The 14,422-nt window shown below is 49.3% G+C and carries 14 protein-coding genes; 1 reads left to right on the top strand and 13 read right to left on the bottom strand.

What is annotated here, in order from left to right; translation table 11 throughout:
• Positions 1-139: 139 nt before the first annotated feature.
• The 11 genes from copZ to KNO65_RS05205 form a co-directional block, all read right to left on the bottom strand.
• Positions 140-346 carry a copper chaperone CopZ gene (gene copZ / locus KNO65_RS05255; RefSeq protein ID WP_074037662.1) on the bottom strand — a complete coding sequence of 69 codons (207 nt, stop codon included), beginning with the start codon at positions 344-346 and terminating at the stop codon, positions 140-142.
• Positions 343-2,454: a heavy metal translocating P-type ATPase gene (locus KNO65_RS05250; protein WP_214782213.1), complete on the bottom strand. Its 2,112-nt coding sequence runs from the start codon at positions 2,452-2,454 to the stop codon at positions 343-345. The genes copZ and KNO65_RS05250 overlap by 4 nt, the downstream gene beginning before the upstream one ends.
• 11 nt (positions 2,455-2,465) lie before the next feature.
• Positions 2,466-2,768: a metal-sensitive transcriptional regulator gene (locus KNO65_RS05245; RefSeq protein ID WP_196431483.1), complete on the bottom strand. Its 303-nt coding sequence runs from the start codon at positions 2,766-2,768 to the stop codon at positions 2,466-2,468.
• 91 nt (positions 2,769-2,859) lie between these two features.
• Entirely contained in the window at positions 2,860-4,407 is a 1,548-nt protein-coding gene (locus KNO65_RS05240) for a fatty acid--CoA ligase family protein (RefSeq protein WP_214782210.1), read from the bottom strand.
• A gap of 100 nt (positions 4,408-4,507) precedes the next feature.
• Positions 4,508-4,981, bottom strand: a complete 474-nt coding sequence (locus KNO65_RS05235) for a PTS sugar transporter subunit IIA (protein WP_214782207.1) — start codon at positions 4,979-4,981, stop codon at positions 4,508-4,510.
• A 147-nt stretch (positions 4,982-5,128) separates the two neighbouring features.
• Positions 5,129-6,118, bottom strand: a complete 990-nt coding sequence (gene lplA / locus KNO65_RS05230; protein ID WP_015880947.1) for a lipoate--protein ligase — start codon at positions 6,116-6,118, stop codon at positions 5,129-5,131.
• 71 nt (positions 6,119-6,189) lie between these two features.
• Positions 6,190-7,077, bottom strand: coding sequence for a Cof-type HAD-IIB family hydrolase (locus tag KNO65_RS05225; RefSeq protein ID WP_214782204.1), 888 nt, complete (start codon positions 7,075-7,077; stop codon positions 6,190-6,192).
• 87 nt (positions 7,078-7,164) lie between these two features.
• Positions 7,165-8,550 (bottom strand): protoporphyrinogen oxidase, encoded by a 1,386-nt coding sequence (gene hemG / locus KNO65_RS05220; protein WP_214782201.1) that lies wholly within the window; start codon positions 8,548-8,550, stop codon positions 7,165-7,167.
• On the bottom strand, positions 8,543-9,472 hold the full coding sequence (hemH, locus tag KNO65_RS05215) for a ferrochelatase (RefSeq protein WP_214782198.1): 930 nt from the start codon (positions 9,470-9,472) through the stop codon (positions 8,543-8,545). The genes hemG and hemH overlap by 8 nt, the downstream gene beginning before the upstream one ends.
• Complete coding sequence (hemE, locus tag KNO65_RS05210) at positions 9,469-10,518, bottom strand: uroporphyrinogen decarboxylase (protein ID WP_214782195.1); 1,050 nt, start codon at positions 10,516-10,518, stop codon at positions 9,469-9,471. Before hemE ends, hemH begins: the two co-directional genes overlap by 4 nt.
• 116 nt (positions 10,519-10,634) lie before the next feature.
• Positions 10,635-10,940, bottom strand: a complete 306-nt coding sequence (locus tag KNO65_RS05205) for a MerR family transcriptional regulator (RefSeq protein WP_074037671.1) — start codon at positions 10,938-10,940, stop codon at positions 10,635-10,637.
• Between the two features lie 120 nt (positions 10,941-11,060).
• Here KNO65_RS05205 and KNO65_RS05200 point away from each other — a divergent pair, with 120 nt between their 5' ends.
• Positions 11,061-12,365 (top strand): ammonium transporter, encoded by a 1,305-nt coding sequence (locus KNO65_RS05200; protein WP_047795604.1) that lies wholly within the window; start codon positions 11,061-11,063, stop codon positions 12,363-12,365.
• Between the two features lie 44 nt (positions 12,366-12,409).
• Here KNO65_RS05200 and KNO65_RS05195 read toward each other — a convergent pair whose 3' ends face one another.
• Together KNO65_RS05195 and KNO65_RS05190 are read right to left on the bottom strand one after the other, a co-directional pair.
• Entirely contained in the window at positions 12,410-13,543 is a 1,134-nt protein-coding gene (locus KNO65_RS05195; protein WP_214782192.1) for an ABC transporter permease, read from the bottom strand.
• Entirely contained in the window at positions 13,540-14,277 is a 738-nt protein-coding gene (locus KNO65_RS05190) for an ABC transporter ATP-binding protein (RefSeq protein ID WP_251124900.1), read from the bottom strand. The genes KNO65_RS05195 and KNO65_RS05190 overlap by 4 nt, the downstream gene beginning before the upstream one ends.
• Positions 14,278-14,422 lie beyond the last annotated feature (145 nt).

Genomic DNA, 14,422 nt, shown 5'->3' with positions numbered 1-14,422 from the left:
ACACTCCACTGATCATGATCAATTCCATGATGTCCGCCTCCCGTTGATACCGATTCTCATTATCAACTTAAATATAGCACACATCCTTTTCGTTGAATACCACAAAAAAAGTCCCGATTTCACTCGAGACTTTTGATGATTATGCTTTTACGTCATATCCTTGTTCCTCGACTGCCTCCACCATCGTCTCAAGTGAGACAGAATCTTGATGGATCACGTCGACTCGATGCTCTTGAAGCGATACCGTCGCTGATTCGACACCATTCAATTCATTTAATGCTCCTTCAACGGCAGCTTTGCAATGATTACATGTCATACCTTCTACGGTTAACGTTGTTTCTTTCATGATGATGATCCTCCTTGTGTTTTTAATCGTAATGCGTTCAAGACGACAGACACCGAACTGAACGCCATCGCTGCTCCAGCAATCCATGGGGCAAGTAACCCTGCTGCAGCGACCGGGATACCAAGACTATTATAGGCAAGGGCCCAGAACAAGTTTTGACGAATGTTCTTCATCGTCAAACGACTCATATTCATCGCTCGACTCACGCCTTCAATGTCTTGCCCTACAATTGTAACATCTGCCGCCTCGAGTGCGACATCCGTACCGCTCCCGAATGCGATCCCAACGTCCGCCACCGCAAGTGCCGGGGCATCGTTCATGCCGTCCCCTACCATGGCAACGCGACCGGATTGTTTTAAGCGTTCGATTTGGTCCGCCTTTTCAACCGGAAGGACTTCGGCAATCACTTGATGATGAGGGATGCCAAGTTCGTCGGCAATCGCGTAGGCGACTTCTTTCCGGTCACCCGTCAAGACGTACACGTCACGCGTTTGACTAAGGGCTTGCACGACTTCACGACTTTTCGGTTTCAATTGATCTTGTAGCCCGAACGCCGCGACAATCCCGCTCTCATCCGCAACGTAGACCGGGGTCATCGCCCCCATCGACCAATCTGGCAAGTTGTATCCGAGCTCTTCCATCATTCGAACAGACCCGATGATGAGTTCTTTCCCATCCACGACCGCTTTGACTCCTCGTCCGGCTAACTCTTCCACTTTCGTCACGACACCGTCGCCGACTTCCCGACCGATGGCAGCTGCCAAAGGATGCGTCGATTGCCGTTCTGCCATGACGGCACGGCGGAGCATCGCTTCATCTCCGAACGTTTCCACCACTTCCGGTGTCCCGTTCGTCAATGTCCCTGTCTTATCAAAAACAACGATGTTTGATTCATTGAGTGATTCGAGTTGCCCCCCACCTTTGAACAACACACCTTGTTCTGCCGCTCGTCCCGTTCCGACCATGATCGATGTCGGAGTTGCCAAACCGAGGGCACACGGACAGGCGATGACAAGTACGGCAATCGATGCCCGAATGGCCGTATCGATATCATTTAATAGGAATGCCCAGACCGCGAATGTGAGGGCACTGATGGCTACGACAATCGGCACGAAGACACCCGAGATGCGGTCAGCCTGACGTTGAATCGGCGCCTTATCTGTTTGTGCCTGTTCGACGACACGTACGATTTGAGCGAGCATCGTCTCTTTCCCGACTCGTTCCGCCCGCATGAGAATGCGATGGGACTGATTGATCGTTCCGCCGACGACTTCGGTGTCGACCGTCTTCTCCGCTGGAATCGATTCTCCTGTCAACATCGACTCATCGATGACTGTCTCTCCCTCGATGATTCGTCCATCGACTGGAATTTTCTCTCCCGGACGCACGACGAGGACGTCTCCTACTTTGACGAGTTCGACAGCGACAGACCGTTCTTCACCATCAACGAACAGGATGGCTTCTTTCGCCTGAAGCGACAAGAGTGATTTCAACGCATCGGTCGTCTTCTCTTTCGCTCGTCCTTCTAACCACTTCCCAAGTAAGACGAGCGTGATGAGGACGGCACTCGTCTCAAAATAGAGATGTGGATTCATCGGGTGCACAATCATTTCAAAAATGGAATAGAAGTATGCGGCCGATGTCCCCGTCGCGACGAGCACGTCCATGTTCGCCGAACCGCTCTTCAAGCTCTTATATGCCCCTTGATAAAACTGCGCCCCAATCCAAAACTGAACGGGGGTCGCCAGGGCGAATTGCCACCATGGGTTCATCAGCCATGGTGCATGAAATCCGAGTCCCGGGATATGCGTCAACATGACGAGGAGTAATGGGGCCGACAACAGTGCAGAGATGATGACCTTCCGCTGTAATGGACGTAAGTCATGCGGCGGCGCCATCTCTACTTTCGGCTCGGCCCCGTATCCGATTTTCTCAATCCGCGCGATCAGCTCTTCTTCTGTAATGCCTTCATCGACACGAATGGTCGCCGTCTCAAGCGGAAGGTTGACCGTCGCTTCCACTCCGTCCATCTTATTCAATACTTTTTCAATTCGTGCCGAACAAGCCGCACAGGTCATTCCTTGTATGGATAACTCAACGGTTTTCATGACATCCCTCCTTATTTTTTGATGCGGCTGACGATCGTCATCAACTCATCAATGTAAGGCTCCATGTTTTCCGTCTCGCTTGCGTGAACCAAACACTTGCGCATATGACGCTCTAACAGTTGCATCTCGACTTGCTTCAGAGCGGCCTGAATGGCTGACGTCTGAGTCAAAATATCGACACAATAGCGGTCGTTCTCGACCATCTTTTGAATCCCTCGGACTTGTCCTTCGATTCGTTTTAGACGTTTCCCGAGCGCCTCCCGTTCGGCATCATCACGCGGAACGAGTGGTTGGTCATGCATAAATTCACCCATGTTGATCACCTCACCATTAATATACCCCTACCCCGTAATAGTGTCAAACAAAAAGAAAAATAAAAGAGCGAACTAAGTCGCCCTTCTCTACTCAACTATTTTGAAATGCTTCGCTCTTCAAGACCGTTCGTAAAATCTTTCCGGTCGTGTTTCGCGGAAGTTCCTCGATGATCTCAATATAAGTCGGTTGCTTATATTTCGCCAACTTTGTTTGTGTGTAAGCACGAATGTCCTCTTTCGTCACATTTTCATGTTTCGTGACGACGAATGCCTTCACCGCTTCTCCTTGTTCTGCATCCGGCACACCGATGACGGCAGCTTCGACGATATCCGGATGTTGATACAATACTTCCTCTACCTCACGAGGGTATACGTTATAGCCTCCAACGATGACCATATCCTTCTTCCGGTCGACGATATAGAAGTAACCATCTTCGTCACGTCGCGCCAAATCGCCTGTATAGAGCCATCCGTCTCGAAGTGTCATCATCGTTTCTTCCGGTAACTTGTAATACCCTTTCATAACGTTCGGTCCTCGTACAATCAACTCTCCGACTTCACCGACGCCGACTTCTTCCCCAAGCTCGTCGACGACTTTATTTTCGACGTGAACGATGGAAGGTCCGATCGACCCGGCTTTGCGCTCGCCATGGAGCGGGTTGAAGCAAGTGACCGGCGATGCCTCGGACAAGCCATATCCCTCTAGAATCTTGCACTCAAACATCTGTTCAAATGACTCGAGCAATTGAACTGGTAAGCTTGCTCCTCCTGAGACGAACACACGGACATGCTTCAACGCAGACGTGTAGGCCGGTACTTTCATTGCCGTCTGTAACAAGAAATTGTACATCGTCGGCACTCCGGCAAATAACGTCACACGGTGCTTTGGTACTAGGTCGAACACATCTTGTGGTGAGAACTTCGGTAAGATGACAATCGTCGCCCCTCGAAGGAGTGGTGCATTGACGATGACCGTCAAACAGAAAACGTGGAACATCGGCAATGCCGCCAATGCCTTATCCTCTGGCGTGATGTCCAAATATTCCCCGATGGAGTGCGCATTCGAGAACAAGTTTCGATGCGTGAGCAGAGCTCCTTTCGGTTTTCCGGTCGTCCCACTCGTATAGAGGATGACGGCAACTTCATCCTCGTCCACTTCGATGAACGTCCCTTCTGTTTCAGCAAACGCTTCTGCGAATGGGATGAATTCAATCGCCCCTTCCCGCTTCAATGCCGGAACATCGGCATATGGAACGGAAATCACGAGTTTTAAGTGAGGCAACTTCGTGAGTGCCGCTTCCGCCTGTGCGACGAGCGGTGATAAGCCAACAATCCCTTTTACATCCCCATCAAGCAGAATGTAGGCCATTTCATCAGGCGTGTATGTAGGATTGATCGGAATGACGACCCCTCCACGTGACAACACAGCGAAATATGCAATTAGGAACGCAGGACTGTTTCCGAGAACGAGGGCGACATGATCGCCTTGTCCAATTCCTTTTTGCTCAAGCGTCGACGCCATCGCCTTGACTTGCCCATAAAACTGTCCGTAACTCACCGTGTCTTCCCCAAACACATACGCTGCTTTCTGCGGGTGAGCCATCACTACTTCTTGTAGTGACTTGACTAAGTTTGCCATGGTAATCCCCCTTTAAATGAATGATGATTCACTTTTGAGCCATAAAAAAGAGCACGTTGTCCGCGCTCTTTTCAATTAATTCTATTGTACATGAAATGTTTCAATAAGAAAACGCTTCCAAAAAGTTCGTCTGTAAGTGGAACAATCCGGCGCGACTTTTCACGTGTACGAGCGCTTGAAGGGATTCATCATCCATGAGCAAATCATCAATCAGTTTATGATAGCCCTGTTTTTTTGATTCATTCGTAGCCGTAATCAATAAAATCGCTTTCGCTTGAATCGTTTCTCCCGTGATGGTTTTTACTTCACATGGATTCAACAGATGAAGCAGGGAAATACCATCTCGTTTCGCTATAGAGATAGGAACATCAATGACCGCAACCGGTACAGCGACATCACTCACCCCAGAAGGAATGATTGTTTCTTGATCGAGAACGACTCGCGTAAATGAAGAACTGACCATGCCTTTTCGTTCCAACTCAAGACCTACCGCCATCATCGCACGTTCAAATGTCGATTGTTCTGTCACCCACATCCGACTCGGGTCCATCCATTCACTGAGCCTTCGATACATAGTGATTCCTCCTATTTTTAATCAGCCGCTACGAAAGCGCTTGCACAAATTATGATACGCCTTCTCCCATCGAGGTGCAATCCGTATGATCAACGTTCACGAAACTGCCAAAAAAAGGCGACCTCCGTAGAGACCGCCATGACTAACTTAACTAATCAAATCGACTAATTCCTCGAGCTCGACATTTCCGAAGTAATGTTTCAAATCGAGTTGCATCAATTGCTCACGGATGGCCGCACGTTCGAAACGCGTCCCAACGAGCGCTTGCTCGACGTCTTGGATGTCACCGACACCAAAGAAATCTCCATAAATTTTCGCTTCTGTGATCGTTCCTTTGTTGACGTTCAAGCGGACATCGATCGTCCCGATTGGGAAACGACGTTTCGACTCAACATCGAACTTCGGCGACTTACCAAAGTTCCAGTCCCAGTTCGCATAGCGTTCTTTCGAGATATCATGGACGATTTCCCAATCCTCGTCGCGAAGCACATAGCGTTCCGGTTGTTCTCCATCATAAATCGAATGGAGGAGCGCCTCGACGAAATGTTCCATTTCCATCTCACGCTCTAAAAATTCAGTAATGTTCGCCACACGGCTACGAACGGACTTGATTCCTTTTGAACGCATTTTCTCTTCTGAGACGTTAAGCGAGTTCACGACCTCTTCGATGTTCGAGTTGAACATGAGCGTCCCGTGGCTGAACATGCGTCCACGCGTCGTGAATTGGGCGTTCCCGCTAATTTTACGCTCACCAACCTGAATGTCGTTACGACCTGTCAGCTCTGCCTCGACACCGAGGTTACGAAGCGCATCCACAATCGGTTGTGTGAACTTCTTATAGTTGTTGAACGAGTTGCCATCGTCTTTTGTGATGAAGCTGAAGTTCAAGTTTCCTTCATCGTGATAGACAGCACCACCACCTGAGAGACGTCGAACGACATCGATGCCATTCTCTTCGATGTACTTCAAGTTGACTTCTTCTGATGTGTTTTGGTTTTTCCCAATGATGATGGACGGACCGTTAATATAGAACAAGAAGTAATCTTCATGGTCGACGTTCAGATGTTTAAGGATATACTCTTCAACCGCCAAGTTGATCTTCGGGTCGCGGATATCCGGATTAAAAATAAATTTCACAGTTTATTTCCTCCTAGTCGAATGTTCGTTACTCGTATTATACGAAACGAGACGAGTTCTCGACAAATCTTTTACTTCCACTCACCTGTCATCACGCGCTTCAATGCGTTCGCCACACCATACTCATCATGACGTTCGGTGACATGGTCACTGATGGCAATCAAGTCTTCGTGGCTATTGCCCATCGCAATCCCTTTACCGGCCACTTTGAACATCGGCACGTCATTCAAGTTATCCCCGATGACGACGACTTCAGATAAATCGATGCCATAGTGTTCAGCAAGTTTTGTCACACCGTTCCCTTTATCTGCACCGTGTGCCATCACTTCGATGTTGTCATTGCCTGAAGACGTGACATACACCCCTTCGACTTGGTCTTCGATTTCTTTCCAAAGCCCGTTCATCTTCTCGAGATGACTTGAGAACGCGATGAACTTATAGACACGTCCAGCTTCTTCTCGGATAAAGTTCTCAATGTCATCAACAATTTTGACGTCTTCATTGACGTAATAGCGATTCTTAAAGAATTCGTACATTTCGAGCGAGCGGTCGTCACCATTCGCTTTCAAGTTTTTCATCGACGCTTCAATCAAGTCGCCACGGCTCGCTACGAGTCCCGCTTCTGTGTACATTTCGTAAAAGACGTCCGCATACTTGTCATCTTGATGAAGGACGTTGATGACTTGAAGCGCCTCATCAATCGTCAAATCGATTTCGTGAAGGACTTCTCCCGACGTGTCGAGCACGCGTCCCCCATTCGACGATACGATTGGGCAAGAGAGTCCGACCTCGTCTAAAATCTGTTTCGCATTCACATAGTTGCGCCCCGTCGCAATCGCAAAGCGAATTCCTGCCGCCTCTGCTTCACGAACGATCTCCGCTGTCTCATCCGCGATTTTGGTGTGGTTGTGCAAAATCGTACCGTCCATGTCTGATACAAAAAGTTTATACGTTGCCATCTTCCATCACTCCTTTTTCTCTTTCGCTTCTAACTATAACAAAAAGAGAGGGTTGCGGAACAATCCGAACCCTCCCTTCATCAAATCTCAATTTTTTTCACGCAATGCCTTCACTTGTTCCCGCACACTCTTCACACAGTCCGGCATCCCAATCCCGTCATAGGCGATTCCGGCGAGAATGACGCCTGGGTATACCCGGCTCATCTCGGCCCGGAGTGCTTTGACACGGTCCGCATGAAAGACCGCATAAGGAGGCAGTCCATCACGAAGTCGACTGACGACTGTCTGAATCGGATCACGGTGAATTTTCATGAGACCACGAAGATCATGTAACGCTGTCTCGATGATTTCTTCATCGGATGCTTCGACAATCTCATCTGCCCCCGGGCGACCTAAAAAGACGCGAAGGACATGATATCCTTCCGGCACGGCATGTGGCCATTTCTGGTCGATGAACGTACATGCTGTGATCGTCACATCCGCTTCTTGACTCGTCACGAACCCTGTACCGACGAACGGAAGCTCAATATCTTCTTTTTTGAAGACAAGTGAGCACGTCGCCGTCGCATGCGGCTTCATATCCGCTAAGAAGTCACTATCGACTTTCGGGAGGAACTGACGTATGAGACGCGGTGGGACCGTCAACACGAGATGGTCCGTGTCGATATCTCCGCGATTCGTGAAGAGGCGGTACCCGTCCTCACGCTCGGATACTTGTTCAACGGAACAGTTTAATACGATTTCAGTTCGGTCCAACCGTTCTGCCAAGCGGTCCGTCAGTGATTTGAGTCCACGTTTCAACGAGGCGAACTGACCAACCTTCTTCGCCCCGACTTCCGCGACTCGTTGCTCAGGACGTAAGTGTCGCATCCCTTCATACAAGTTGCCGTATTTCTTTTCTCCCTCGATGAACTGTGGGAATGTCGACATCGCACTCATTTGATCGATGTCTCCGGCATAGATACCAGAGAGTAACGGTTCAATCAATCGGTCGACGATTGGGTCCCCGACACGCTCACGAAGGTAGAGGCCGAGTGAGACGTCCGAGTCTGGCGCTTTTACATCTGGAGGGGACAGCAACATCTGCTTTAAGTCCTCGTGCTCTTCTTCCGAAAGCAACGTCGTCTCACGAAACGCATTGACGTCGAGCGGGATCCCCATCACCGTCTGTTTCGGAATCGGGTGGAGCCCGTCATGGTGAAGGACGTAAGCTTGACCGACGCCATTGCGAACGAGTTCATCGCCTAAACCGACGTCTTCAATCAATTCCGTCATCGCAGTCTTACGAAAGACATACGAGTCCGGACCACGTTCCACCGCAAACTCGCCCGTTTCATACGTATCAATCTTTCCTCCGAGGCGATCCGTCGCCTCGAGCAACGTGATGGTCACGTCTTCCGGCAAATAACGCTCTGCATAAAAAGCGGCGGTGAGACCTGTGATCCCACCACCGACAATCGTGAATTTACGCATGATGCACAATCACGCTTTCCATTCGATCCGCGATGGCTTCGATGAAGCTTCGCTCTGCATTTGGCATAGCCGGACGTGCGTAGTGAACACCGAGGCGGTCACAGACAACTTTACACTCGACGTCGTTATCGAACAATACTTCGAGATGGTCTGCAACAAAGCCGACCGGCGTATAGACGAACGCCTCGTAGCCGTACTTTTCATAAAGTTCAGCCGTCAAATCTTGGACATCTGGTCCAATCCATGGGTCCGGCGTGTTTCCTTCTGACTGCCAACCAATCTCATAATGTGGGACGCCTGTCTCAATGGCAATTTTATCAGCTGTTTCTTTCAACTGATCCGGATACGGGTCGCCACCAGCCAAGATTTTCTCAGGGAGACTATGCGCCGAAACGATGAGACATGTTTTTTCAGCCGGTACAGGCAATGCCGCATACGTATCGTTAATCGCATTCGCCCACCATTTGATAAACTTCGGCTCATCATACCACGACTCTACCGAACGAATGTCGATGCCATACTTCGCTGCTTCTTCATGAGCACGTCCGTTGTATGATTTGACGCTATATGACGAGTAATGAGGTGCTAAGACAACCGATACCGCCTCTTTGATGCCGTCGTTCGCCATTTGTGCGACCGCGTCTTCTACGAACGGTTCGATATGTTTTAGTCCGATATACAGTTTGAACTCGATCTCACCTACATGACGCTCGTTCAAGATGTCACGAAGCGTCTCCGCTTGATCGATCGTGATTTTTGCGAGTGGAGATACTCCACCAATCGCTTCGTAACGTTCCGTCAAATCTTGAAGTGCTTCCGGTGACGGTTTGCGTCCGTAGCGAATGTGCGTGTAATACCGCTCGATATCTTCTGGTTTGTACGGTGTACCGTACGCCATGACAAGTAGTCCGACTGTTTTCATGATTCGTTGCCTCCCATTTTTTCGCGTGAGTAGTCGTGAATGAATGCCGTCAATTTGACGAGTACGGCCGGGTCGACTTCAGGGAACACCCCATGTCCCAAGTTGAAGACGTATCCTGGCTGTTTCATTCCTTCATCTAAAATTTCCTTAACCTTCTCTTCGATGACCGGCCATGGAGCTAACAAGAACGACGGGTCTAAATTTCCTTGAACCGCCTTTGTAATACCACGGTCCCGTGCTTCCTGTACCGACAGGCGCCAGTCAAGCCCGACCACATCAAGGGGAAGGTCGTGCCATTCTTCGATTTGATGGCTCGCTCCGACACCATGCATGATGAGTGGAATGTCGAGTGAACGTAGTTCTTTAAAGATACGCTCCGTCGTCGGTTTGATGTAACATGCATAATCTTTGCGGCTGAGCGTCCCGACCCACGAATCAAACAATTGGAACGCTTGAATGCCGGCATCCGCTTGCGCCTTCGCATACGTGATGACCATGTCGCCGAGTTTTTCCATCAATGCATTCCATACATCCGGTTCTGCATACATGAGTGCTTTCGTACGATGGTAGTTCCGCGACGGTCCCCCTTCGATCATATAGCTCGCCAATGTGAACGGTGCGCCTGAGAAGCCGATAAGCGGAACTTCTAGTCGTTCCCGTAGTAGACGAATCGTGTCAAAGACGTATGAGATATCTTCCGGGTTTAACGGTTTCAAACGTTCCACATCTTCCATCGTTCGATACGGATTGTCGATGACCGGTCCAATCCCGCTCTTGATCTCGACATCGACTCCCATAGACGGAAGTGGCGTCATAATGTCCTTATATAGAATGGCCGCGTCGACTCCGAGTTGTTTCACCGGAAGTTCCGTGACATATGCACAAAGTTCAGGATCATGCGTGATCTCGAATAGTGACCTCGTCTTTTTAATCTCTCGATATTCCGGTTGGTAGCGTCCGGCTTGGCGCATATACCACACAGGTACATAGTCTGTCGCCTCTCCTTTAAACGCTTTTAAAATAGTATCGTTCATACGTCGCGTCATTCCCCTCTAAATTTCTCCTACACTCTTTATTCTCGTGTTTGTGAACTCAAAAACATTATACAGAAATTAATTAGAATTATGCTAATGTGAAGCATTTTCATTGTGTTTTCTTTGTGTCATTTTTTTGTCGGAAATGTTCGGAAGGCAGAATTCAATTGACCTCGAATCAAATCATCACGCTGTTTCGTCGACAATCGTCGTTCTCGTTCTTTAATATCTTGAATTCGCCATCCATCCTCTAGTTTAGTCGCCACTTCGACCAAACGTTCCACGTCATGGAAAGAATATTTACGTGAACCACCTTTTGTCCGTTCCGGAAAGACGAGACCTTTTGCTTCATAATACCGGACTTGACGCTCCGAAAGTCCCGTCAATTCAGTCACAACGCCCATCCCGATCACTTTCTTCGATTTATAGTCCATTCAGCCTCGCCTCCTTAATAAAAAAACTATGTCAGATAATCTGACAAAATGCAATCCAGCATGAATTTTTCGTTTTACACTGAAGTCAACTTTTGGAAAGCACCTAAGAAAAAGGAGGGCATGAACATGGAAGACATTCTCTATTATATGGACACGCTGTATGTACTCATCGCTGCATTGCTCGTATTGACGATGCAATTAGGTTTCGGATTACTCGAGACAGGGACGCTTCGGGCGAAGAACGCCGGTCACGTCGCGGTCAAACAAATTATCAGCCTCTCTGTGGCGGCACTCGCTTTTTGGGCGGTCGGGTTCGGTCTCTCGTTCGGTGACGGGACGACTTGGTTTGGGACAGAAGGATTCTTCTTAAGCGGATCATTCACAAGTCTCGACTGGGCGAACGTCTCCATCGACATTAAATTCTTATTCCAGTTATCATTCGTTGCAGTTTCCCTTGCCATCGCGTGGGGTGGATTTGCGGAACGGGCTAAGCTTTCTGCCTACGTTCTGTTCGGTATCTTCTTCGTTGCCATCCTCTACCCAATCGTCGCTCGCTCAGTATGGGCTGGCGGAATGCTTGGATCGATGGGGATGCAAGACTTCGCCGGATCAGCGGTCGTTCACCTTCAAGGTGGGATGGCGGCTCTCATGGCAACAATCATTTTGAAACCACGACGTAAGACGGAATCACTCGCTGGCCATAACCACGTGTTAACAGTCGTTGGTGGTCTCGTCCTCTGGCTTTGCTGGTTCGGCTTTAACGCCGGTTCGACAATGTCGGTCGCTGACGGATTCTTCGGTTACGTCGCATTGACAACGATGCTCGCCACAGCAGCCGGTGCGCTCGGCGCCCTTGCAATCGTCATGCTCCATCGGAAGACGGCAGATATCCCGACAATCGTGAACGGAGTACTCGGAGCACTCGTTGCCATCACGGCAGCATGCGCGTTCGTCGAACCGTGGGCAGCTGTCGTCATCGGTGCACTCGCATCTGTTGCAACATACGGAACGAGCATCTTGATGGCGAAGTATGTGGATGACCCGCTCTGCGCCTTCTCCGTACACGGAGTCGCTGGGATCATCGGAACACTCGCACTCGGTTTCTTCGCATCTCCTCGACTCGTTGAGATCACAGGGATCGGTTCTGCTGGACTCTTCTACGGTGGCGGATTGACACAGCTCGGTGTGCAGACACTCGGTGTATTGATCGCGATGGTCATCGCCGGTGGTGGAAGTTATGCCTTCTTGAAACTTCTCGACGTCACAATCGGACTCCGTGTCACAGAAGAACAAGAAGATGTCGGCCTCGACATCGCAGAACATGGTGTATCAGCATACGGTGAAGTCGAAGAAACAACTGAGAAACCAGGACGCCTCCCGAAGATTCTCGGTTCGAGCGTATCCGTCATGTCACCTAAAAAATAATCTAATCAAGTGAGAAGGACATCCCGCACAGGATGTCCTTCTTTTTATTTTAATCGACTTAAGTAATAGCGTGTGACCAAGATAGACAAGACCAACCCGATCGCCGCATCCCATGTGGCACCGAAAGCGACAGATGCAATCACTAAAACGACGGACTGGATGACGAGCAATCGCATCGCCCACCACGAATACCCTGCGATTCGCTCATCGCGTGTGATCGGGAGCCAGGAAACGATGGAAATTGCCTCTAACCGTTTAAATAACGGAACGAGCTGTAACGCGGTCAAGCCTACAAAGAGTGGCGTGACCAATCCGACGTACCATCCCCCCGACATCCACATGACAATGAGCGCCACTACGGTCAAGCGAAGAATCAAATCAAGTGAGTCGTTCGAACGGAGAATACGAAGTCCGTACACGTAACGCGATGCATCCACGCGCCGTAGGACCCGATTTTCTAGAAGCCGCGTCAACACGCGGCGCTCTCGAACCTCTTCTTTCAAGGTCGGCAAATCGACGAACCAGCTGATGACTCGTTCAAACTGAGCCCGACTCTTCTCCTCAAGCACCAACCAGTGTAAGAGCGGGATGCGCTCGTTTCGTTTCACATGTAAGAAAACGAACGGCATGAACGCGGGCACCCATGCCCACGCTGTCCAATCCATTAAAAGACAAGCGCCGCTCACGAGCGCAAACGGTAGGATTGTCCATTCACGTACGCCTTCCACTTTTGCCAAACGACCTGCAGCTGACAACATGACCATCGTCACGACGACGGATAACACTTCGATACTCGTATAACTCTCTGTCCGTACGAGGAGCGGTAGTAAAACGAGAAGGACGAGCAATCCACGCAGTGCAGCAAACACGAGATTAAATAAACGTACCCCCACCATATAAGAACGAATATCCCCTAACTCCGGAAGCAAAAATACTTGATCCGCCTCCTGGACGAATGTTCGCGGGCGATGACCGAGCGGCATGATTAAAAGGACCGCCGCAGCAATCCACGTCCCGGGGAATGTCCCATCGATTCGTTCTAAGAAGCTATTGTAGACGAACGCCCCGTAAATCAAGGTGAAATAGAGCGTGAACAGCAGTCCCCCGTTCGCAACGTAGCGGCTGTACTTGACGACCTCTTCCATCCAGGTTCCGAGCCTTGCTGTAAATCGATTCATGACGACCGTTCCTCCGAAGCGATTGCTTCTACATATATATCATCAAGTGTCGCATCAGGCGACAATCGATACACGTTGCGCAACTCGGCCGCTGTTCCGCTCGCGATGACGACTCCTTGATGAAGGAAGACGAATCGGTCGCAGTGCCGCTCCGCCGTCTCAAGGATATGGGTGGACATTAAAATCGCGCAATCTTGTTTATATTCATCAAACAACTGAAGCAATTGACGAATCGCTAGTGGGTCGAGACCGACAAATGGTTCATCAACAATCAAGAGCGGCGTTTTCGTCACAAGCGCACACAAAATCATCGCTTTTTGACGCATCCCTTTTGAAAAGACGGAAGGGAACCAGGCGAGTTGTTTTTCCATTCGCATCTCTTTCGCCAAACGTTTCGTGCGCGCAGCCAACTCGTCCGGATTCACATCGTACGCCTTCCCCATCAATTCAATATGTTCTTGCAACGTTAACGTTTCATATAAAATTGGTGTCTCCGGTATGTAACTTACTTTTTTACGATAGTTCTTTTCAGAGGAATTTAATGTCTCACCATCAATTTCGATTTTTCCGGAGAGGGGTGACAATAACCCCAAAATGTGTTTGATTGTCGTCGATTTTCCAGCTCCGTTTAGCCCTATCAAACCGACGAGCTCCCCTTTTTTTACTTCAAACGAAATGTCATGCAAAACTTGTTTACCGAGATATCCGCCGTTCAATCGATCGACGTGCAGCATGAAAACCACACCTTTCATTTTCATCTTTTTTTCGTGGTATATGTTTTAAATGTTGTCACATGGGAATAATCTGAACTGTAAGGCATTTTAAAATAAACATCAATACTTCCATTGTTCCACAAAATCGTTGTAAAGAACAATGGGC

It is taken from the genome of Exiguobacterium sp. S3 (assembly GCF_018617295.1).
GTDB lineage: Bacteria > Bacillota > Bacilli > Exiguobacteriales > Exiguobacteriaceae > Exiguobacterium > Exiguobacterium profundum.
This window is presented reverse-complemented; position numbering and strand designations above follow the sequence as displayed.

Coding starts and splice junctions, on each gene's coding strand:
- KNO65_RS05195 (WP_214782192.1), bottom strand. CDS start 13,543: ATGAATCGATTTACAGCAAGGCTCGGAACCTGGATGGAAGAGGTCGTC.
- KNO65_RS05235 (WP_214782207.1), bottom strand. CDS start 4,981: ATGTATCGAAGGCTCAGTGAATGGATGGACCCGAGTCGGATGTGGGTG.
- hemH (WP_214782198.1), bottom strand. CDS start 9,472: ATGAAAACAGTCGGACTACTTGTCATGGCGTACGGTACACCGTACAAA.
- KNO65_RS05245 (WP_196431483.1), bottom strand. CDS start 2,768: ATGGGTGAATTTATGCATGACCAACCACTCGTTCCGCGTGATGATGCC.
- KNO65_RS05225 (WP_214782204.1), bottom strand. CDS start 7,077: ATGGCAACGTATAAACTTTTTGTATCAGACATGGACGGTACGATTTTG.
- hemE (WP_214782195.1), bottom strand. CDS start 10,518: ATGACGCGACGTATGAACGATACTATTTTAAAAGCGTTTAAAGGAGAG.
- KNO65_RS05200 (WP_047795604.1), top strand. CDS start 11,061: ATGAACATGGAAGACATTCTCTATTATATGGACACGCTGTATGTACTC.
- KNO65_RS05240 (WP_214782210.1), bottom strand. CDS start 4,407: ATGGCAAACTTAGTCAAGTCACTACAAGAAGTAGTGATGGCTCACCCG.
- copZ (WP_074037662.1), bottom strand. CDS start 346: ATGAAAGAAACAACGTTAACCGTAGAAGGTATGACATGTAATCATTGC.
- hemG (WP_214782201.1), bottom strand. CDS start 8,550: ATGCGTAAATTCACGATTGTCGGTGGTGGGATCACAGGTCTCACCGCC.
- KNO65_RS05205 (WP_074037671.1), bottom strand. CDS start 10,940: ATGGACTATAAATCGAAGAAAGTGATCGGGATGGGCGTTGTGACTGAA.
- KNO65_RS05190 (WP_251124900.1), bottom strand. CDS start 14,277: ATGCTGCACGTCGATCGATTGAACGGCGGATATCTCGGTAAACAAGTT.
- KNO65_RS05250 (WP_214782213.1), bottom strand. CDS start 2,454: ATGAAAACCGTTGAGTTATCCATACAAGGAATGACCTGTGCGGCTTGT.